Annotated in this window: 18 protein-coding genes; 5 read left to right on the top strand and 13 right to left on the bottom strand. The window is 39.6% G+C overall.

All coding sequences use genetic code 11. The annotated features are described in order from the left end of the window. Positions 1 to 243: 243 nt before the first annotated feature. Positions 244 to 2,361 carry a transglycosylase domain-containing protein gene (locus tag AB3N04_RS12240; protein ID WP_368503054.1) on the top strand — a complete coding sequence of 706 codons (2,118 nt, stop codon included), beginning with the start codon at positions 244 to 246 and terminating at the stop codon, positions 2,359 to 2,361. Between the two features lie 40 nt (positions 2,362 to 2,401). On the opposite strand, the gene nhaC is transcribed toward AB3N04_RS12240, so the two are convergent. The 4 genes from nhaC to AB3N04_RS12220 all read right to left on the bottom strand — a co-directional run bounded on the left by nhaC (position 2,402) and on the right by AB3N04_RS12220 (position 7,462). Next, a complete protein-coding gene (nhaC, locus tag AB3N04_RS12235) occupies positions 2,402 to 3,838 on the bottom strand; it encodes a Na+/H+ antiporter NhaC (protein WP_368503053.1) in 1,437 nt (478 codons plus the stop codon). Positions 3,839 to 4,061: 223 nt separating this feature from the next. After that, positions 4,062 to 4,754: a GNAT family N-acetyltransferase gene (locus AB3N04_RS12230; protein ID WP_368506039.1), complete on the bottom strand. Its 693-nt coding sequence runs from the start codon at positions 4,752 to 4,754 to the stop codon at positions 4,062 to 4,064. A 46-nt stretch (positions 4,755 to 4,800) separates the two neighbouring features. Next, positions 4,801 to 5,919: a mandelate racemase/muconate lactonizing enzyme family protein gene (locus AB3N04_RS12225; RefSeq protein WP_368503052.1), complete on the bottom strand. Its 1,119-nt coding sequence runs from the start codon at positions 5,917 to 5,919 to the stop codon at positions 4,801 to 4,803. 274 nt (positions 5,920 to 6,193) lie between these two features. Further along, on the bottom strand, positions 6,194 to 7,462 hold the full coding sequence (locus tag AB3N04_RS12220; protein ID WP_368503051.1) for a Glu/Leu/Phe/Val dehydrogenase: 1,269 nt from the start codon (positions 7,460 to 7,462) through the stop codon (positions 6,194 to 6,196). 309 nt (positions 7,463 to 7,771) lie between these two features. Here AB3N04_RS12220 and AB3N04_RS12215 point away from each other — a divergent pair, with 309 nt between their 5' ends. Continuing rightward, the gene (locus tag AB3N04_RS12215) at positions 7,772 to 9,151 is read left to right on the top strand and encodes a sigma-54 interaction domain-containing protein (RefSeq protein WP_368506038.1); all 1,380 of its coding nucleotides are present in this window, start codon (positions 7,772 to 7,774) and stop codon (positions 9,149 to 9,151) included. A 38-nt stretch (positions 9,152 to 9,189) separates the two neighbouring features. On the opposite strand, the gene AB3N04_RS12210 is transcribed toward AB3N04_RS12215, so the two are convergent. The 3 genes from AB3N04_RS12210 to AB3N04_RS12200 all read right to left on the bottom strand — a co-directional run bounded on the left by AB3N04_RS12210 (position 9,190) and on the right by AB3N04_RS12200 (position 11,291). Then, positions 9,190 to 9,609 (bottom strand): pyridoxamine 5'-phosphate oxidase family protein, encoded by a 420-nt coding sequence (locus AB3N04_RS12210; protein ID WP_368503050.1) that lies wholly within the window; start codon positions 9,607 to 9,609, stop codon positions 9,190 to 9,192. A 92-nt stretch (positions 9,610 to 9,701) separates the two neighbouring features. Beyond that, positions 9,702 to 10,523, bottom strand: coding sequence for a GNAT family N-acetyltransferase (locus AB3N04_RS12205; protein ID WP_368503049.1), 822 nt, complete (start codon positions 10,521 to 10,523; stop codon positions 9,702 to 9,704). A 237-nt stretch (positions 10,524 to 10,760) separates the two neighbouring features. After that, positions 10,761 to 11,291: a YwhD family protein gene (locus tag AB3N04_RS12200; RefSeq protein ID WP_317121787.1), complete on the bottom strand. Its 531-nt coding sequence runs from the start codon at positions 11,289 to 11,291 to the stop codon at positions 10,761 to 10,763. Between the two features lie 144 nt (positions 11,292 to 11,435). On the opposite strand from AB3N04_RS12200, the gene AB3N04_RS12195 reads away from it, so the two are divergent. After that, positions 11,436 to 11,621 carry a 2-hydroxymuconate tautomerase gene (locus tag AB3N04_RS12195; protein WP_047974160.1) on the top strand — a complete coding sequence of 62 codons (186 nt, stop codon included), beginning with the start codon at positions 11,436 to 11,438 and terminating at the stop codon, positions 11,619 to 11,621. 58 nt (positions 11,622 to 11,679) lie between these two features. Here AB3N04_RS12195 and AB3N04_RS12190 read toward each other — a convergent pair whose 3' ends face one another. From AB3N04_RS12190 to AB3N04_RS12175, 4 genes are all read right to left on the bottom strand, one after another. Then, positions 11,680 to 12,183, bottom strand: a complete 504-nt coding sequence (locus tag AB3N04_RS12190; RefSeq protein WP_368503048.1) for a YwgA family protein — start codon at positions 12,181 to 12,183, stop codon at positions 11,680 to 11,682. Positions 12,184 to 12,197: 14 nt separating this feature from the next. Continuing rightward, entirely contained in the window at positions 12,198 to 13,496 is a 1,299-nt protein-coding gene (locus tag AB3N04_RS12185; RefSeq protein WP_368503047.1) for an HD domain-containing protein, read from the bottom strand. Between the two features lie 224 nt (positions 13,497 to 13,720). Further along, positions 13,721 to 14,962 carry a dicarboxylate/amino acid:cation symporter gene (locus AB3N04_RS12180; RefSeq protein ID WP_368503046.1) on the bottom strand — a complete coding sequence of 414 codons (1,242 nt, stop codon included), beginning with the start codon at positions 14,960 to 14,962 and terminating at the stop codon, positions 13,721 to 13,723. A 190-nt stretch (positions 14,963 to 15,152) separates the two neighbouring features. Beyond that, positions 15,153 to 15,377, bottom strand: a complete 225-nt coding sequence (locus AB3N04_RS12175) for a DUF1450 domain-containing protein (protein ID WP_368503045.1) — start codon at positions 15,375 to 15,377, stop codon at positions 15,153 to 15,155. 208 nt (positions 15,378 to 15,585) lie between these two features. Here AB3N04_RS12175 and AB3N04_RS12170 point away from each other — a divergent pair, with 208 nt between their 5' ends. After that, positions 15,586 to 16,425: a biotin/lipoate A/B protein ligase family protein gene (locus tag AB3N04_RS12170; RefSeq protein WP_368503044.1), complete on the top strand. Its 840-nt coding sequence runs from the start codon at positions 15,586 to 15,588 to the stop codon at positions 16,423 to 16,425. Between the two features lie 19 nt (positions 16,426 to 16,444). Here AB3N04_RS12170 and AB3N04_RS12165 read toward each other — a convergent pair whose 3' ends face one another. Beyond that, complete coding sequence (locus AB3N04_RS12165) at positions 16,445 to 17,824, bottom strand: mechanosensitive ion channel (RefSeq protein ID WP_368503043.1); 1,380 nt, start codon at positions 17,822 to 17,824, stop codon at positions 16,445 to 16,447. 184 nt (positions 17,825 to 18,008) lie between these two features. Between AB3N04_RS12165 and AB3N04_RS12160 the strand changes: the two genes are divergently transcribed. Then, positions 18,009 to 18,671: a type 1 glutamine amidotransferase domain-containing protein gene (locus AB3N04_RS12160; protein ID WP_368503042.1), complete on the top strand. Its 663-nt coding sequence runs from the start codon at positions 18,009 to 18,011 to the stop codon at positions 18,669 to 18,671. A gap of 93 nt (positions 18,672 to 18,764) precedes the next feature. Here the strand turns inward: AB3N04_RS12160 and pta are convergent, their stop codons facing one another. Then, positions 18,765 to 19,763 carry a phosphate acetyltransferase gene (gene pta, locus AB3N04_RS12155; RefSeq protein WP_368503041.1) on the bottom strand — a complete coding sequence of 333 codons (999 nt, stop codon included), beginning with the start codon at positions 19,761 to 19,763 and terminating at the stop codon, positions 18,765 to 18,767. Positions 19,764 to 19,977 lie beyond the last annotated feature (214 nt).

The raw sequence follows: 19,977 nt of genomic DNA, 5'->3' as shown, positions 1-19,977 counted from the left end.
ATATGACTCATCTAACTGTACCTTTTCTTAGGTGCACACAAACATAGAAAGCAGTAAATATCCTTCCACAAGTTCCTTATTTTCATCATAACAAAAGAAAGTATATAGGAAACGATCAAAAAAGCAAGCAAAATATCAACCCACTCACACCCCTAATGTTTAAAACATTCCAAAACAGCCGAGAATGGTATCACAACACTGTTTTATCTTACTTTAAATCTTGATTTTAATGAGGTGACATACATGGAAGTCATCATGAATAGACGGCTGAAAAGACGTAGAAGCTTGCTTCGTCTCTTTTTTAGATTAATTCTCTTAGGGTTAGTGCTTGCTGCAGGTGGGGCTGTTGCTTTAATGTCTTATGCCAAAATGCAAGGTCCACCTCCTCTTAGTGTCGCTCAAACAACAGAATACTTAGCTGTTGATGACACCACGATTGGTGAGAGCCACCGTGGACAGAATCGTTATTTTGTTCCATTCAACGAAATTTCTCCATTAGTGGTCGATGCAACAATCGCAATTGAAGATCGTAAATTTTATGATCACCTTGGCTTCGACCCTATCCGGATTGGGGGCGCAATTGTCGCCAACCTGCGTTCAGGCGCTAGATCTCAAGGAGCGAGTACCATCACCCAGCAATACGCTCGGAACTTATATTTATCTCATGAAAAGACATGGGTGCGAAAATGGAATGAACTGATCTATTCCCTTCGCCTCGAGATGAACTATGAAAAAGAACAAATTTTAGAAGGCTATCTTAATACGATTTATTACGGACACGGTGCATATGGAATTGAAGCTGCCTCCCATCATTTTTTTAGCAAAGATTCCAAAGACCTCACTTTAGCAGAAGCTAGTATGTTAGCAGGCATTCCAAAAGGTCCTAGCTATTATTCACCGCTAATAGAAGAAGAGCGTGCTAAAGCGAGACAGGAACTGATTTTAGATGCGATGGTAGAGACGGGCAGTATTACAAGGGAAGAAGCAATGCTTGCTAAAGGAGAGAAACTGAACATTACCGGGGAAAAGATCGTACAAGGACTTCAAATCGGGCCGTACTTTCAAGACCTAGTTGAGCAGCAATTAATTGAAGAAGCAGGGATTGAACCAGCCCGTCTTGAGGCTGGTGGACTAAAGGTGTACACCACTCTTGACCCTGATATGCAAGAAGAGGCAGAGCGTTGGGTCAAAAAAGAAATGCCTCCAATAAAGGCAGAAGCCCTTAATCAGAATTTAACAGATGACGAGCGAGCAGCCTTAATTTTACAGACGGCTTTAGTGGCGATGGACCCTAGAACAGGCGATGTTCGGGCATTAGTCGGAGGTCGAGATTACAAGCAGAGTCAGCTCAACCGAACCACTCAGTCCAAAAGGCATGCCGGTTCTACTTTTAAGCCATTTTTATACTATGCAGCTTTAGAAAATGGGTCGACTCCTGCATCAACTTTGTTAAGTGAACCTTCTACCTTTCAAATAGATGAAGGCCGCGATAGCTATTCTCCTAGTAATTTTGGCGAAAACTATGCAAATGATTTCATCACTCTGTTGCAAGCACTAGCGTTCTCAGACAATATCTATGCGGTTAAAACCCATCTTGTCCTTGGAACGGATAAGTTAATTGACGTTGCCCAGCGCGTTGGAATAAAGAGCCCCCTTCGCGAAGATGCTTCTTTAGCACTTGGCACAGCTAACGTCTCTTTACTAGAAATGGTGACAGGCTATAGTCCATTCGCTAATGGCGGACAAGCCGTTAAGCCACGATTTATTAGGAAGGTAGTCGACTTGAATGGACAGGTGTTATTTGAAAGTGAGCCAGAAAAAGAGCAAGTACTAGACCCTAAGCTTGCCTTTATTATGACTGATTTAATGACGGGGATGTTTGATCCTAGCCTCAATGCCCACGCTTCCGTTACCGGTGGTTCAGTTGCTCACCTTGTGAACAGACCAGTGGCCGGAAAAAGCGGTTCGACCAAGGTCGATAGCTGGATGATCGGTTATACCCCCCAACTCGTCACAGGTGTATGGGTAGGCTATGATAAAGGTGAAAGCATTCATCAAAGCACGGAAGGTCAAATTTCTAAGAAGATTTGGGCTAACTTCACCGAGCACGCCTTAAAAGATGAGTTAAAACTTCCATTCCAGAAACCACGAGGCGTAGTTGGAGTAGAAATGAACCCTCAAAGCGGCTATCTTGCATCGGAAACCTGCCCAAAGAGTAGACTAACGTATTTTGTTGCAGGAACAGAACCGACAAAGACTTGTCCTGAAACAGCAAAACCTGACGGAACAGATGCCATTGATGAAGAACAGCATGAGGAAGAGCGATTCATTGATAAGTTTTTTAAATGGTTTGGTCATTAACAAAGAGGCTTAGGGAAATCCTAAGCCTCTTAACTGATGTTTATATCACTTTCTGTTCGCTTTCGTCTTGAGCCTTATTCATGTCAATCACTTCTGCCTCTGTTAAGCGCGTGATCGTAAAGCCAGTCCACGCATAGATAATCGATAAAATTGGAACAACAAAATTCAATACTGCATAAGGTGCATATTCAAAAGGATGAACAGCTAAAGTGGCAAAGATGAAAATGGCACATGTATTCCATGGAACAAACACCGATGTTAAGGTACCTCCATCCTCTACAGCCCTTGAGAGATTTTTAGGGTGTAGCTTCTGGTCTTTAAAGCTTTGCACATACATACGACCAGGCAACACTACTGATATATACTGTTCAGCTGTCGTCACATTGGTGAAAAAGGCTGAAGAAACCGCTGTCGTTACAAGTCCCTTAGATGTCTTAGCAAGCTTTAAAATTTGATCAACCATTGCTTTTAACATACCTGTATTCTCAAGCACTCCTCCAAATGTCATCGCAACAATAGTTAATGAAACGGTGTACATCATCGCTTCAATTCCACCACGATTAAATAAACTATCAATCATTTCATTCCCTGAGCTAATACTAAAACCATCGTTTAATGTATTTACTGCATCCCCTATTGATCCACCCTGGATGAAAATATGTGAGAGAAAACCTAAAATCACACCCACCGTTAGTGCAGGTAATGCCGGCACTTTCTTGGCAACAAGCATGATGACAATAGCTGGCACTAACAACAACCATGGTGTAATCACAAAATTATTTTGTAGGCTCGCCATTACTTCTGCCACGTTACCATCAATCACATCAGAACCTGAAAATGATCTTCCTAAATACCAGTACACAGCTAAAGCAATGATGAGACCAGGTATCGTTGTTGCTAACATATGCTTAATATGTTCAAATAAATCAACTCCTACCACACCAGCTGCTAGGTTGGTTGAATCCGAGAGCGGGGACATTTTATCCCCAAAGTAAGCACCAGAGATAATCGCGCCTGCAATCATCGGTGCAGGGATGCCCATGCTAATTCCAATGCCCATACCAGCCACACCAATCGTTCCCATTGTCGACCACGAGCTTCCAATCGCAAGAGCGACAATTGCTGAGATGATGGTCATCGTCATAAGGAATACTTGCGGGGAAATTAATTTAAGCCCATAATAGACCATCGTGGCAATAACTCCTCCACCAATCCAAGCTCCGATAATTACCCCTACAATGATAATAATAACAACCGCAGGTAAAGCGAGACGTATCCCTTTGTAAATGCTCTCTTCGACTTCTTTCCAGCTAAAGCCACAACGCCACGCTATGAAAGCGGATACAATTGTTCCTAGAATAAGTGGAATATGAGGCGATCCTTCAAAAACAACAATCGTAAAACTCATTGCTACAATCATAATAATCAGCGGTACAACTGCCAAGCCAAACGAAATTGGTTTTCTCTCTCTTTCCATATGTACTCCCCCTATGCGCATACTCTTCTATTATTTAGAATTATCAAACTATAATTGCAAGCTTTGTGCCAAGTCTGTACATTAGATATTTCAAGCTTTTCTCTTATTCGAAAAAGAAAGAGAGCAAAATTTCTTTCGTTTAGAAAAAAATCATTACAGTTATGTATGAGCAGCCAAGCTTAAAAGGTTCTTCTACATGTGCAAAAAAATGGGCTCTTTTGCCCTAAAGGATTGGTTTTGCAAACCCAACCATTAGTTGGCCTTCTTTTTGAAACAATTGATAACCATAATACCCTTGCTCTAGTAATCGTTTTTGTCCTTCGAGATCCTCTAGTGCAATAAGCTTAGCACCATCATTGTCTAATCTCATCTCTCGTTGTAATTCCCTCATAAAAATATAGCGTAAATGACCAGCATACTTCTCTTTAACTTTTGCAATTAATAAACCTTGAGACAATTTGTCCTTTAAGCTGGGAAGGTTAAAGGGATGAACTGTACAGCAGACATAATGATAGGACCCATTCATATTTTCTAGCTCTTTCATGACTAAAAAAGCTAAGCGCTTTTGCAGCCCGTTTCCTCGATAATCGGGATGAACAGACGAAATCTCTTGATGTACAACTTTCATTTGTTCATCAACAGACAAACCTAAGTCACGCCCTAAATTCTCTTTGTCATCTCTAGGAAACCATAATGCTCTAAAGGCAACCAGGTGGTCTCTTACAAAAACGCCAAGCATAAGGCCATTTCCTTCCAGAATCGTTTTAAATTCATCGTCTGATAAAGGTTGTAATGTATCTTTTTTATCTAAAGTATCAAGCACTACTTGTTGAACGTTTAAGATAGTCGATAAATCTTCAACCTTCAATCGACGCACCTGAAATGTTTCTTTTGCCTTTGTAGCTTCACATGTCAACTCTCCTGTATAGGTCACGCGTAACGCCCCTCTCAAATTAAGTGACTTACGATTTTTTAGATATAACGATTTTTTCCTCTGTTAGCTCCTGAAGTACATTTTCATTAATTTGAATTCCAAGTCCAGGAAGTTCATTTAAACGGATATAAGGAATATCATACACTAAATTCCCTACATCTTTTGAAAATTTTAACGGCCCTGTAAGTTCGACACTTGTAATTGCTTTTTTAGAAAATGCGACATGAAAGCCTGCCGCAGACCCTATCGAAGACTCAACCATAGACCCTATTTGACAGGTCATACCTACCATCTCCGCTTGATGAACGAGCTTCATTGCTGGATAGATTCCACCGCATTTCATCAGCTTAATGTTCACTTTGTCAGCGGCACGCTTTAAACTTACTTCACGCATCTCTCGCATCCCTTTTACTCCCTCATCTACCATAATTGCAACAGATGTCTTATGTTTCACTTCACGTAAAGCATCAATGTCATCTGCAAGAACCGGTTGTTCAATCCAGTCGACCTGATAATCTTGAATCTTATTAATGACCAATAGCGCCTCACTACTCGACATCCATCCTTGATTGGCATCAATTCGTATCAAGATATCACTACCGACTCTCCTCCGAACGGACTTAACACGTTCTATGTCTGTTAAAGGATCTGTCCCTACCTTCATTTTTAGTGCTCGATAGCCCATAGCAACTACTTGTTCAGCCTCATCGGCCATTTCATTTGGAGGTTTGATACTAAGTACATGTGCCAATGGAAAACGTTCATGGTACCTCCCACCTACAAAATTATATACGGGTTGATTTACCGCTTTTCCGACAAGGTCGTAGCAAGCAATATCTATCGCCGCTTTTGCTGTTGGTACTCCGTAGAAGGTCTCATCCATTAATGCATGAATTTTTTCTATTTTAAAGGGGTCTTCTCCAATAATTGCTGGGGCTAAATGGTGCTTGATGACTTGCACTGTACTTCTCGCACTCTCTCCAGTTACATGCTCATCGGCAACCCCTTCCCCGTAACCAACCAAGCCACAATCAGTCTCTATTTTCACAATGACCGATGGCATCGATGAATACGTATGATAGCTAACAATAAAAGGCTCTTTCAATGGTAGTTGAATCAAATAAATCGAAACTGATGTAATCTTCATACGTCTTCCCTCCCCTGAACATAAAAGGAGGCTGGGACAAAAGTATTTTAACTTATGGAAAATCGAACATTACTGATCGGTCTATATCTACCGCTCCCGAAATAAACTTCGCTTTCCGCGGGAAGCTGGTGAGCCTCCTCGTGCTACGCACTATGGGGTCTCACCTTTGCTTTTCATCCCGCAGGAGGTCTACGTATATTTCATCCGCTCATTTAGAGCTTCGTTCGTATCCTGAGTTAAACCTCTTAGATATGTCTCAGCCCCTTCATTTCTCCTAAACCCAGCCTCTAAATCGAGAGGCTTCAGCCATTTTTCTTACTCCAACCATGTAAGCTGCTAATCTCGTATCAACATGATGGCGATCGGCTGTTTCTATTACATTGTTAAAGGCTTTAACCATCTTATCGTGTAATTTACCGGCAACTTCTTCTTCAGACCAATAGTAACCAAGATTATTTTGCACCCATTCAAAATAAGAAACAGTTACCCCTCCAGAGCTTGCAAGCACATCAGGAACTAGCAGAATTCCTCTCTTTGATAATATTTCAGTAGCCTCAAGTGTAGTTGGCCCATTAGCTGCTTCTACTACAATTCTCGCTTTAATCTTACTAGCATTCTCTTCTGTTATTTGATTAGAGATTGCAGCAGGAACTAAAATATCACATTCACATTCAAGTAACTCTTTATTGGTAATTGTCTGTTTAAAAAGATTGGTTACAGTCCCAAATGAATCTCTCTTTTCAAGCAAATACTCAATATCAAGACCGGCTTCATCATATAAAGCTCCGTAAGCATCTGAAATTCCTACGATATTTGCCCCACGCTCATGAAGGATTTTAGCTAGGAATCCGCCTGCGTTTCCAAAACCTTGAATAATGACCTTTGTTCCGTCAAGATCAAGTTGTTTTTTCTTTGCTGCTTCTTCAATACAAATTGTGACACCCATTGCTGTGGCCGTCTCTCTTCCATGCGAACCACCTAGAACCAAAGGCTTTCCCGTAATAAACCCCGGTGAATCAAATTCTCTGATTCGGCTATACTCATCCATCATCCAAGCCATAATTTGCGAATTAGTAAAAACATCAGGCGCAGGTATATCTTTAGTTGGCCCTACTAGTTGACTAATTGCACGAACATACCCTCGACTTAACCTCTCTAGCTCTAGAAACGACATCGTACGTGGATCACAAATGATTCCACCCTTCCCTCCGCCATAAGGAACATCTACTATTCCACACTTTAAGCTCATCCAAATAGATAAAGCTTTTACTTCGTTTTCTGACACTTCCGGGTGAAAGCGCACCCCACCTTTTGTTGGTCCGACTGCATCATTATGTTGTGAACGATACCCTGTAAATACTTTGACGTCACCATTATCGAGCTTAATCGGTATCCGAACTGTCAGCATCCGCATCGGTTCCTTTAATAGCTCATACACATCTTCCTTATAACCTAAATTAGACAATGCCTGGTGAATAACCTCTTGCGTTGAAGCTAATACATCTTTTTTTACTTTTTTCGTTGGTGCCGACACTTTCGTCATTCCCTCACCCCATTTTATTATTAACTCAGCTTATGAGTCTTGTTGAAACCCGTCTGCTTATTTCTAAATGCAATCCTTGTGCCAATTTTTTATACGCAACAATAGGGATTCCAGACCTTTAAGCGAATTTTTTTTACATAGAGGAAAAAGCAAACTCAATTCCGACAAATCTTTTTTCATTTTTCAAGAAAGAATGAAAATTTAGTTTGCAGAAATCATCCTTCTTCGCTTAGGATAGAAAAAGACAGAACGTTCTGAATTGGGGTGAGCGCAGTGGATCAATATCAAAAAGTTAAAAAGCAGTTGATCATGTACGAAACACTTATTAATGAGATTGATGTAGGGATTCATGTTATTGATGAATTCGGGAAAACGGTTGTGTATAACGATAAAATGATGGAAATTGAATCATTATCTAGAGAAGACTTGATCGATAAAGACTTTCTCGACGTTTTCCGGTTTGAAGACGAACATGATAGTACGTTGCTTGAAGCACTCCACCATCAAAAAACCACTCAAAATGTGAAGCAAACTTATTTTACTAAAGGTGGAAAAGAAATTACGACAATCAATAGGACATTTCCGATCACCGATGGAACAAATGTAATTGGAGCAATTGAAGTCGCTAAGGATGTTACTAAGCTTGAGCAACTCATCCGCAGAAATATGGAACAAAAAGGAAATACCAGATATACCTTTGACAGTATTATTGGAGGAAGTCACGCCATTCAGGAAGTCATTGAACATACAAAGCGCGCAACAAGGACTCCTTCATCCGTGCTAATTGTTGGAGAAACTGGAACTGGCAAGGAATTGTTTGCACAAAGCATTCATAATGGGAGTGAACGAACAACTGGGCCTTTTATCTCTCAAAATTGCGCTGCGATGCCAGACACTTTAATTGAGAGTATCTTATTTGGCACAAGTAAAGGGGCTTTCACTGGAGCAACCGAGAAGATCGGCTTGTTTGAACAGGCTGAAGGAGGCACTTTGTTACTTGATGAGATAAACTCTCTAAGTCCGATGCTTCAAGCTAAACTATTACGTGCCATCCAAGAGAAATCGATTAGAAGAATTGGCGATACTATTGACCGTAAAGTTAATGTCCGGATCCTTTCAACTATAAATGAAGATCCAATCGAAGCCATTGCCGAGAATCGTTTGCGAAAAGATTTGTATTATCGTTTAAGTGTCGTATCCCTTTTCATCCCTTCACTTCGAGAACGAAAAGAGGATATTCCTTTATTAGTGGATTCATTTATTGGGAAATACAATCAATTATTCCGTATGGAGGTTAAAGGCGTTACAGAAGAAGTACAAACCCTTTTTGCTGAGTATGACTGGCCAGGAAATGTTCGTGAACTTGAACATATTATTGAAGGAGCAATGAACCTAATCGTGGATGAAGAGTGGATTGATGTGAGTCACTTATCATACAATCTCAAAAATAAAATGCAACTGATTAAACATAAAGTTCCTGTTACGCTTACTAAAAATAAACAAGATACCGATTTTCCTGAAAGAGTTTCTTCGATTCGCAATCTAAAGGACTATCTACAAGAAGCTGAGCAATATTATATAAAAAAAGCACTCGAAAAACATAAATATCATAAAACAAATGCAGCAAGTGAACTTGGGCTTAGCAGGCAAACGCTACAGTATCGTATTAAACGATTAGATCTCGAATAACGAAAAAGCCGTCTGCTCCACGCAGACGACTTTGCCATTTATAGCTCCAACACTTGTGGTTCTTCTCCTGCGTTCATTAGACGAATCATAGTTGGCTTAATTTCAAGGACAATATACGAAGGATCTTCTGGACCTTCAAACCATCTGCTAAAGGAATCACTCCAAATTTTCTTCTTCAACTCATCCGAGTCTCGAATGGTAGCTTGTCCTTCTACCTCGACAAATTTATCACCTAACCCTTCACCTTCATACCCTAATAGAATATGAACATTCGGATTCTCGGCAATCTCCTCTGCCTTATGAGTGTCTTTATCAGTAGGTGTAAACAGTGTGAAGTCTTCGTTAAAGAAAGACATATAGCGTGAATGAGGCTTATTGTTTTTAACAGTTGCGAGTGTGCCAATTTTTTGGTTCTTAAGTATATCCAAGACTTTATTTCGTAATTCCTCTTGATTCATCCAAAACAGCCCCTTTAAATAGATTGTATAGGTAGTATTCCTTAACTGTTCCCTGCTTAAACAACTATTTAGTATAGGACTGCTTTAATCGTTTATTCTGAAAATGTGTAATAATCTTGGGTGCTAAATTGTTCAAACCCGACTGAAGTATACAATTTAAGAGCATGTGCATTTTCAAGAGCAACCTCTAGCAAAACATCCTGTCCTTTGGCCGCCTCCTGTTGAACCAGTCTGACAAGTACAGCTTGACCAATCCCTTTTCCTTGCATAGATGGGGTCACAACAAAGCCATAAATCCATGAGGCCTTATCATCTACTATAACCCGGAGCTTGCCTGCCCTTACGTTGTTTGCATAAACAATATAATGACCCTTCTCGGCACCTGGACTATACATCGTACGAGCCTCTGTTTCGCTCATACCAAACCCTTGGGCATCCATTTGTATGATATACTCCAAATCTTCAGCCTGCGCCTCCTTGATCACCACATCGTCTCTTCCAGTCTTACTTCTTATATGAGGGTTCCATTTCATTTGATGCTCAGAAAATGAGTAGATAACAGGCTGGCTCTTAGCAAAACGATGGCCAGTAGTAGAATTTGAGGGGATGTTCAATAAAACAGTTTGAATACCAGACGACTTTAATTGCGTTAAAGCTTCATTTAAAAGCTTTCCTGCATGACCATTTCGGCGTTTGCTTGGTCTAACCATTCCGCATATTTCAGCTTTATTACCGAAGCGATAGATGCCTAAAAAAGCCACCAGCTCCTGATCTTCATAATAAAAATAATCGTTTGTTTCATTATGTGGTCTTGTCTCGAGCATTTCCCAATTAAGTTTTAAATTTATTTTGTCATACCTTTCGACATCTTGCTGTAACGTTTTTATATCTTGTAATTGTTTTGTTAGTAGCATACTTGTATTCCTCCATTCACATTCCCTAAATCATTCGCTGCCAAATGAAGAAATCCTTCAGAACAATGAAAAAGCACGAAGGCAGTCGCCCCGTGCTTTTTCGTGTCCTAGTATAAATGTGTCTTTATACTACCTCAAGTTTACTCTCTCTTGAAGAAAAGCTCAAGTATGCAGTTCAGTGTTCAAAAATCGTTCAAACTTGACCAATATTTTGTATTTACAAATCTGTATATTCCTTTATTCCGCACCCAAAAGTGCTTCATGCAGTTCTTTATCAGAATGATTCCACATTGCTTCATTATGCTTTTTTAGAAAGTCAGCCAGAATTTTTTTGGATTTAGAATCCATATCATCAACTAAGATTTTGCCTTTTAACGACTTATCCATTTTATTCACATGCTCAGGTAAACTCTTGTACCCACGACGAATTTCGGTATCAACCGTCATTTCACAGCCAGCTACCCCAGCATAATAAGGTTTACTTTCTTTATATTGAATGGCTACCCATACAAGCCAATAGAGCTTTCCGTTAGGTACGTCCTCTTTGTTCGGTAAAAATTTAATTCGCTTTTCCACCGCAGATCGCGCATGGAGGGCACCCATATCAACAAACGCTTCACCCTCAGCCGGATCAACAAAAACCGGAGAAACATTATCAAGATTCATAACTCCTGCCCCGTAGCCACCGTGACCAGAAGTAGAGTCTCCACTTAAAATATTAAATCCACCCGTTTTCTTTTTAAGGTTATCATTATTTAACAAATCCATTATGTTTCATCCTTTCTTCATTTCATGCGATCTATTCTTTTTAATCCTTACGCTCTTCATTCTCCCTATAGTATACATGATCCTCGTTTGTTCTGAAAATATTTGCTAAAATAAAGATAGTCTTATAACAAAGGAGCGATTCTCATGCCAATCGTAACAGTACAATTACTTGAAGGCCGTACAGATGATCAAAAAAGAGCACTTGTTGAAAGAGTAACAGATGCCGTTTCTGAGACAACAGGAGCACCTGCTGAACGCATTTCAGTCGTCATTGATGAAATGAAGCCAACAAACTTTGCAGTAGCTGGTAAGCGTCCTGCTGATCAGTAAAACAAAAGCTTCAAATTCAAAAAAGCCAAACAACCTATTACTGTTGCTTGGCTTTTCCTTATTGAACTGTCTTCTTTAAAGATTCAATGTACATATAAGCTTGTTCAAAGTCTTCCTCTGTATAATTTTGCTTACGCTTTAACGTTTGTACTTTTTCTTTAACATCTTCTCGCGTTAATTCTTCAAAATACAACAAAGTAGAAACAAGCTCCAAAAAGCGTGCGCTTTGCTCATTTAAACTTTCAAACATCGGCTTCACTTTTGGCAAGTCAAATTGATACATATCTAAAAACTTTTGCCCTTCAGCAGATAGCGCATATCGATATTGATAATAATTGCCTTTATCTTCTTTTGTTTCAGCTATAAAGCCAAGGTTACACAGCTCTTCCATTCTTAATGATAATTCCTCTGAATAAGGACCGAACATGTGGAATTTGTAGCGCTCTGTGAACGTAATATTCATCTTTTTGGCAATATAAATAATCTTTTGCAGCTTTTTCCGTCCAACAACCTCACCAGCTTGCAAAAAGACCGCCATTACTTTCGCGTGGTCTTGTAGCAACCGTCACGCCCCCCTTATTTCTGTAAAATCTCAAGTATCCGCTGTTTAACCTCTTTATGTTCACGCACGTCCTCTAAGCAGTCGAGCGGAAAGTATAACTTATGATCTGTTCGTTTTTTCCCAGAAATGGCTTCAACGACATCCGACTCACGAGATAGCTCACGAATCTTTCCATTAGGTAGAACTAGATGAATAGGCAGTCTCTCTTCTTCTTCACCTGGTCGATAAAAATCATAGGGAAGATCTGATGAGGAGTCGATGACTAAATAATAATCTGGATTTAGATCTGCTTTCTTAAATAGTTCCTGTAACTCTGGCCAATCGTTCATTCGTTGATTTGGATTAAATTCGACATATTTGAACAGACGTCTATTTAGAAATCTTACACAAAGATCACTCAAAATGCGATCCTCTTCTTCTTGCCAAATTTGAAAATAATAAAGGGTTATCGCCTCATCTAATCGTAAATAATCGTCCAAGCTCCCTTTTCCATAAAAGAAAGAATAAAAATGATTAGGCTTTTGTTTAAATTCATAACCTGCTAAATGCAGTTCTTTCGCGCGCTTAAAGATCTTGCTTAAAATCACTTCAGCACTGCGGGTTACAGGATGGAAATACACTTGCCAATACATCTGATAACGACTCATAATATAGTCTTCTACCGCATGCATTCCGCTTTGCTTAATGACGACTTGATCTTCCATCGGTCGCATCACACGAAGAATTCTCTCCATATCAAAATGACCATAACTAACACCTGTGTAGTAAGCGTCACGTTGCAAGTAATCCATGCGGTCAGCATCAATTTGACTTGAAATAATACTGGAAATCAGCTTGTTGGAATAGGTTTTTTCGATCACATCAGCTACCGCTTGAGGGAAATTTTCACTCACATTAGATAGAACCTGGTTAATCTCCGTATCACCTAAAATAATTTCACGAGTCCATTCCTCATGGTCCATATCAAACACTTTTTCAAATGAATGAGAAAAAGGTCCATGCCCCAAATCGTGTAACAGAGCAGCAGATAAGCTTAAAAGACGATCCTCCTCATTCCAATGGGGGCGCCCTTTAAAAACCTCTAAAATCCTCCTTGTAATTTCATATACACCTAGTGAATGATTAAAGCGTGTGTGTTCAGCTCCGTGAAATGTCACATAGGTTGTTCCGAGCTGGCGTATTCGTCTAAGTCTCTGAAATTCTTTTGTGCCAATTAAAGCCCAAATTAATTCATCACGCACATGTATGTAACGATGCACAGGATCTTTAAATACTTTTTCCTCTTCAAGCTGTCCATAATAAGGTGTCGTCATGGTTATACCTCTCAATCCGTTCATTCTATTGCTTTCATTATATCGTAAGAACCTTACGAGTCCCACCTTTTGCTGTGTAATTTACACCAACTTTACAGACTAGGACCTAGGTGATTGAGGGAGTAATCCACTACCCTCTACCCCTTAATGACATCATTTGAAACCAAAAGAAAGCATACAGACCAATATCAGTCTGTATGCTTTCTGTTTTATTCATTAATATATTATGCTTCCACACTTTTTTCTTGTTCAACAGTTCGATGTTTCTCTTCTGTACGGTCCACAACAACTGCACATGAAGCATCACCTGTGATATTTACAGCAGTACGGATCATATCTAGAATACGGTCAACAGCAAGTACAAGGGCAATCCCTTCAACTGGAAGACCAACTGAGGTCAATACCATTGCAAGCATAATCATACCAACACCTGGTACACCTGCTGTTCCGATACTAGCTAGTGTAGCTGTCAGAACAACTGTTAATAAATCACCCATTGATAAATGTACAGCATATACTTGAGCAATAAAGACTGTAGCAACGGCTTGCATAATCGCTGTACCGTCCATATTAATCGTCGCACCAAGCGGTTGAACAAAGCTTGATACTGGTTTTGAAACACCCAGCTTCTCCTGCGCAGTTTTCATTGAGATAGGTAGGGTCGCACTACTACTTGATGTACTGAAGGCAACCATCATTGCAGGGAAGAAATTTTTAAAGAATTGAACAGGGTTTTGTTTGCCAAACAAGGCAATAAATCCACCATAAGTAACAATAGCATGAATGATTAAACCAAGGATAACAGCAATCATATACATAATCATTGATGCCAACACATCATACCCTTGTTCACCAAGAGCAGAGGCAATTAACGCAAATGCACCGTATGGGGCAAGCTTCATCGCTACGGTAACAAGATACATCATAATTTCATTACCTTGCTCCATTAACCTCATCACGCCACGCGTTTTATCCCCAAGCTTCGCCATCGCAAGACCTACTAACACGGCAAACGCAATGATCTGAAGCATTTCACCTGAAGCTAGAGCTTCGATTGGATTTGTAGGAATAATATTTAAGAGCGTGTCCATAACTGGAGGTGGTTCTTCTGCTGCAAATTCCTCACTTTGATCACCCATTAACCCAGGGTCACCTGGTTGAATGATGAAGGCAACTGTCAAACCAATTACCAGTGCAATCGTCGTTGTTAAAAGATAGTAACCAACAGTCTTACCACCAATCCGACCTAACTTTTTAGGATCTCCCATTCCAGCTGTTCCAAGAACAATAGAAAAGAATACAAGTGGTACAACGAGCATCGTAATTAATTTCAGAAAAAGTTGCCCGAGTGGTGTTAAGAAATATGCATCTGCTACTTCAAAAGCTTCCGGGGCCCATGCATTAAAGGCTAGCCCTACCCCCACACCTAAAATGAGGGCAATTATGATCTTTTTTGTCAAGCTCATACTTAACCATCTCCTCTCTCTTTGTTGCCAATCTATGGTGTTGTCCTACTTTTGCGAATCTTTAATAGCCCTATCCCTTTCCCTATTGTATCCGATTGCAAACCTCTTTTAGAAGTGAAAGATTATGGGATTCGACAATTTTCGCCAGATTCTAAAAAGAAATCCTGACTAAAAGAATAAGTCAGGATGATTATTTTTTCAACTTTTTCTCTACTTTTTCAATGACTTGCTCCTCATCTGGAGCTGCAACCGGGCGATTATTAACAAATACAAACGATTTTTTTCGACCTGGCCCACAATATGACTGACAACGTATATCTATCGTTGCTTCAGGATCGACTTTTTTCAAGCGTGGCACGAGTGTTTTAATATTCGTCGCTTGGCATTCATCACAAATGCGAAATTCGTTAGCCATCTCTATGTTCCTTTCTTTTAAAAGTTATCTATTTACTAGGAAGTTAAGTTTATATGCAGAGTGCCCGATTTTACACGGACTAATCACTAGTATATCACACTCTTATGATGGTGCAATTGAGAATTTTAATTCGATCTAGCTGACATACTCCACAGCTTTTCCACATGCTATAATGATTATTATTTATCATTTTAAGGAGTCACTAATTATGACTAATATTACTTCTACCGCCTTTGAAAAAAAATGGCGCTTTTTAGACCATTCTACATTAGGTCCTGCTTTTAACGCTCTTCAATCATTTGCTTACGATGATACTTTATGTATGGCAGTTGGGCAAATGGAAGCGGCTCCTACACTTAGAAGCTGGGTACACCATGATACGATTGTCTTAGGTACTCAAGATAGTCGTCTACCCTATATTCAGAACGGCATTCATTATTTAGAAAAACAAGGCTATAAAGTAATTGTCCGAAATTCTGGTGGGTTAGCTGTTGTGCTTGATGAGGGGGTTTTAAACTTATCTTTAATCATGAAAGAAGATAAGAAAATATCGATTGATGCTGGTTATGATTTAATGTTCGATTTGATAAAAGATGTGTTTTCTCCCTACCATAAACCGATTGAAGCGTATGAAATTGTCGGCTCTTATTGCCCGGGAAGTTATGACTTAAGTATAGATGGAAAAAAGTTTGCTGGGATCTCTCAACGTAGAATACGAGGGGGCGTTGCCGTTCAAATTTACTTATGCATCACTGGCAGTGGCTCAAAACGTGCCGAGATGATACGAGAGTTCTATAGCCATGCTGTACAGGGGGCTAGGACAAAATTTGAATACCCTCGGATCCAACCAGAAACAATGGCATCTCTATCAGAACTGTTAGACACCCCTTTAACCATTTCAGAGGTGATGATGAAGACTTTACAGACGATGCTGCAAAACGGAGTAGAGCTTACAATGGATGGATTAACAACAGAGGAAATCACTTTATATGAACAAAATATTATTCGCGTCACACAAAGAAACAACCGATGTCTACTCAATATGTAGACATCGGTTGCTTTTATAATTATAAGTCTCCTTTAGGACCTCTGTTAAACGGCCCTACATTTGGATCATAATCATCCAAGTCTGTTGTTTGAGTTTCCGTACTAGGTAAATTATCGTTACCTACTCCAGGCTGGTTTTTATTTAGCTTTGCCTCCTCTTTAATTTCTTCTTTATTAGGCTCTTTAGTTTCCGTCTTATCCATCTTTTCCTCTAATTTAGCTAAACGTCTTTGGGCAAACTCTTTTCCACCTAAGCCAAAGGAAATACCAAAGGCTAAAGCAATACCACCCAAGATTAGTATAAATGCTGAGTTGACTACAGTATTTGCAATTTGAAGCTGATCAACAGCCATAAATACTGCAAAGATGATAATAATGTATTTAGCAATATTACCAAATAGCTTTGCTTCCTGACGTTGAACAATCATACTCATTATAATTTTCTGGGCAATATTTGCTACATACAAACCAACTCCAAGGATAACCAATGCCGCGATAACCATAGGAAGGTATGCAAGGATTGCGTTAATAATACCTACAACATTTGATAACCCTACTAGCTGCAAGGCTTCAACTGTAAACAATAGAACAACTACAATTTGTGCAAGATATCCTAAAACTTCCGCCGGGCTCATTGATGCTCCAGCTTGCGTAGCATTTCCGACCCCAATTTTGTTTAAAAATTGATTAATACCTACTTTTTCTAATAGATTAGAAACAATTCTCTTAACCCATTTACCTAACCAAATACCTGCAGCTATCAATATACCTGCAATAATAATATTTGGAATCATCGTTAACACATTGTTCAGCATAGCAATTGCAGGTGCTGCAATACCGTGAAGCTCTAAAGTTTCAAGAGCTGTGATTACAACAGGAATTAAAATTAAAATGTATACAATAGTTCCAATTAAACTTGAAAGACTTGTTCCTTCTAGGATTTTATTTAATCCGACTTTTGCAGAAAGTCTCTCCGTACCTACTCGTGTTAAGATTCCAACGACTATCCCTTTAACAAGTCTAGCTACAATCCATCCTATAGCTAGTACAATAACTGCTCCCAAAATGTTTGGAAGGAATCCAAATAGTGTATTAAGCATAGCTGTAAATGGACCTACCGCACCACCCATATTGAGTGTATTGAAGAAGATCACAAAAACAACAATCATCAGAATCCAAAATACGACCTTACTGATGATTTCTTCTGATGAATATTTTTGAGTGTTAATATTCATTTTGCTAAATAATCGATCATCTAAGCTTGTCTTTCTTAGTGCCTTACGCACCCCCTTAGCAATTCCTTTAGCGATTAACCACCCAACTAATAATACAAGTAAAGCAATGATTAGGTCTGGCAGGCGCCCTAAATAGCCCATCCACATGTTAAAAACGTTATTCATCAAATTCCTCCTTTAAGGTTTCTTTTTCTACTTATCGCTCGCTTTACTACATACCACTCGCAGGTTCTCTAAAACGCAACTCCATAAAAACACATTTTTTCACAAATAAAACGACATGTTTTTATAACGCTTCTTTCGGGAACAGTATCTATGTACTCGTACTTGAGTTGAGGAGGAATTTTAAATGTCTAAACAAGTTTTAATGGTTGTTACCAATCACACAACAATTACCGATGGTCAAAAAACAGGCTTATGGCTTGAAGAATTTGCTGTACCTTATAACATGTTCAAAGAAAAAGGATATAACATTGAAGTGACGAGCATTCGAGGTGGAGACGTTCCCCTTGACCCAAACAGCTTAGAGGACGCTGATAAACCGGAGTGGAAGGAAGCGAAGGCTTTACTAAGAGAAACAAAGAAGCTTTCAGTCGATCATGTAAATAATACAGATGCCATTTTCCTACCAGGTGGTCATGGAACAATGTTTGACTTCCCTGATAACGAAACCTTGCAAGCCGTTATTCAGGCTCTCGCTGAAGATCAAAAAGTAATTGGAGCTGTCTGCCACGGACCAAGTGGGTTAGTTAATGTCACCTATAAAGATGGCACGCCACTTGTTAATGGAAAGAAAGTAAATGGATTTACTGATATCGAAGAAAAAGAAATGCAGCTTGAGAATCATATGCCGTTCTTGCTTGAAGAAATGTTACGTGAACGTGGCGGTGAATTTATCGCAGGAGATAAATGGACTGACTTCTCTATAAGAGACGGCAACCTCATTACTGGTCAAAACCCAATGTCGAGTGAAAGTACTGCCAGAAAAGTTGTCGAGGCATTAGAAGAATAGAATAGAAGATAGATAAAGCCAAGCGGATACCGCTTGGCTTTTTTTGCTGAACAAAAAAGGTGTTAGGAAGCACCCTAACACCTTTTACTATCTTTAAGCCTTTGCAGCTGCTTGTTGGTTAATAGCTTGCATCGCTGTAATAAGCGATAATTTGTAAACGTCTTGAGCGTTACATCCGCGTGAAAGATCGTTTACTGGCTTGTTTAGACCTTGAAGAATTGGTCCGATGGCATCATATCCACCAAGACGCTGTGCAATTTTGTATCCTAGGTTACCTGACTCAAGACTTGGGAAAATGAAAACATTTGCTTGGCCTTGAAGTGGTGAGTCTGGAGCTTTCTTTTGTGCAACAGCTGGTACGAATGCTGCATCAAATTGGAATTCCCCATCAATGACTAAGTCGGGACGTGACTCTTGTGCTAATTTTGTAGCTTCAGACACTTTCTTAGTTTCCATAGAAGAAGCTGAACCTTTTGTAGAGAAGCTTAGCATCGCTACTTTAGGATCTAGGCCGAATACTTTTGCTGTTTCAGCTGTAGCAATCGCAATTTCCGCTAGCTCTTCGCTATTTGGTGCGATATTGATCGCACAATCACCGAATACAAATTTCTGCTGTTCTTTTACCATTACGAATACACCAGACGTACGTTTAATACCTGGTTGCGTCTTAATAATTTGTAAGGCTGGACGTACTGTGTCTCCAGTTGAATGAGCTGCCCCACTAACAAGTCCGTCTGCTTTGCCCATATAGACAAGCATTGTACCGAAGTAGTTTACATCGACTAATTTCTCACGTGCACTCTCTTCTGTTTCTTTTCCTTTGCGACGCTCTACAAATGCAGCAACCATTTCATCTGTCTCTGCATAGTTTTCAGGATCTAGAATGTGGACATTCTCTCCTAATACGATGCCTTGTTCGCTCGCTTTAGCTGTAATTTCTTCTTTATTTCCAACTAAGATTGGCTTTACAACTTGATCTGCTCCAAGTTGTGCCGCCGCCTCTAAGATACGCTCGTCAGTTCCCTCTGGTAATACAATTGTCGGTTGATGCTTTTCAACCTTTTCTGTTATTTCTTTAAATAAATCACTCATGATTTATTCCTCCTTCTGTACTTCGACCACTTTCTTTATAAACCAAGGATACTCCTCTTATTCTCAAAAGGGAACCGGTCTGCACAAGATAATTAAAGTGGCAATTTTTTAAAAAATCTTACGTATTTAAAGGCTTAGAGCCTTATTCCCATCCCTGTTTGAGGTGAAACGCTTTCAATTCTCTTAGGATTCCCAAAGGAATTTTGAAGTATGT

The organism is Alkalihalophilus sp. As8PL (assembly GCF_040939795.1).
In the GTDB taxonomy this organism is placed as follows: domain Bacteria; phylum Bacillota; class Bacilli; order Bacillales; family Bacillaceae_D; genus Alkalihalophilus; species Alkalihalophilus lindianensis.
Note: the sequence above shows the minus strand (reverse complement) of the source record. Positions and strands in the feature narration are given on the sequence as shown.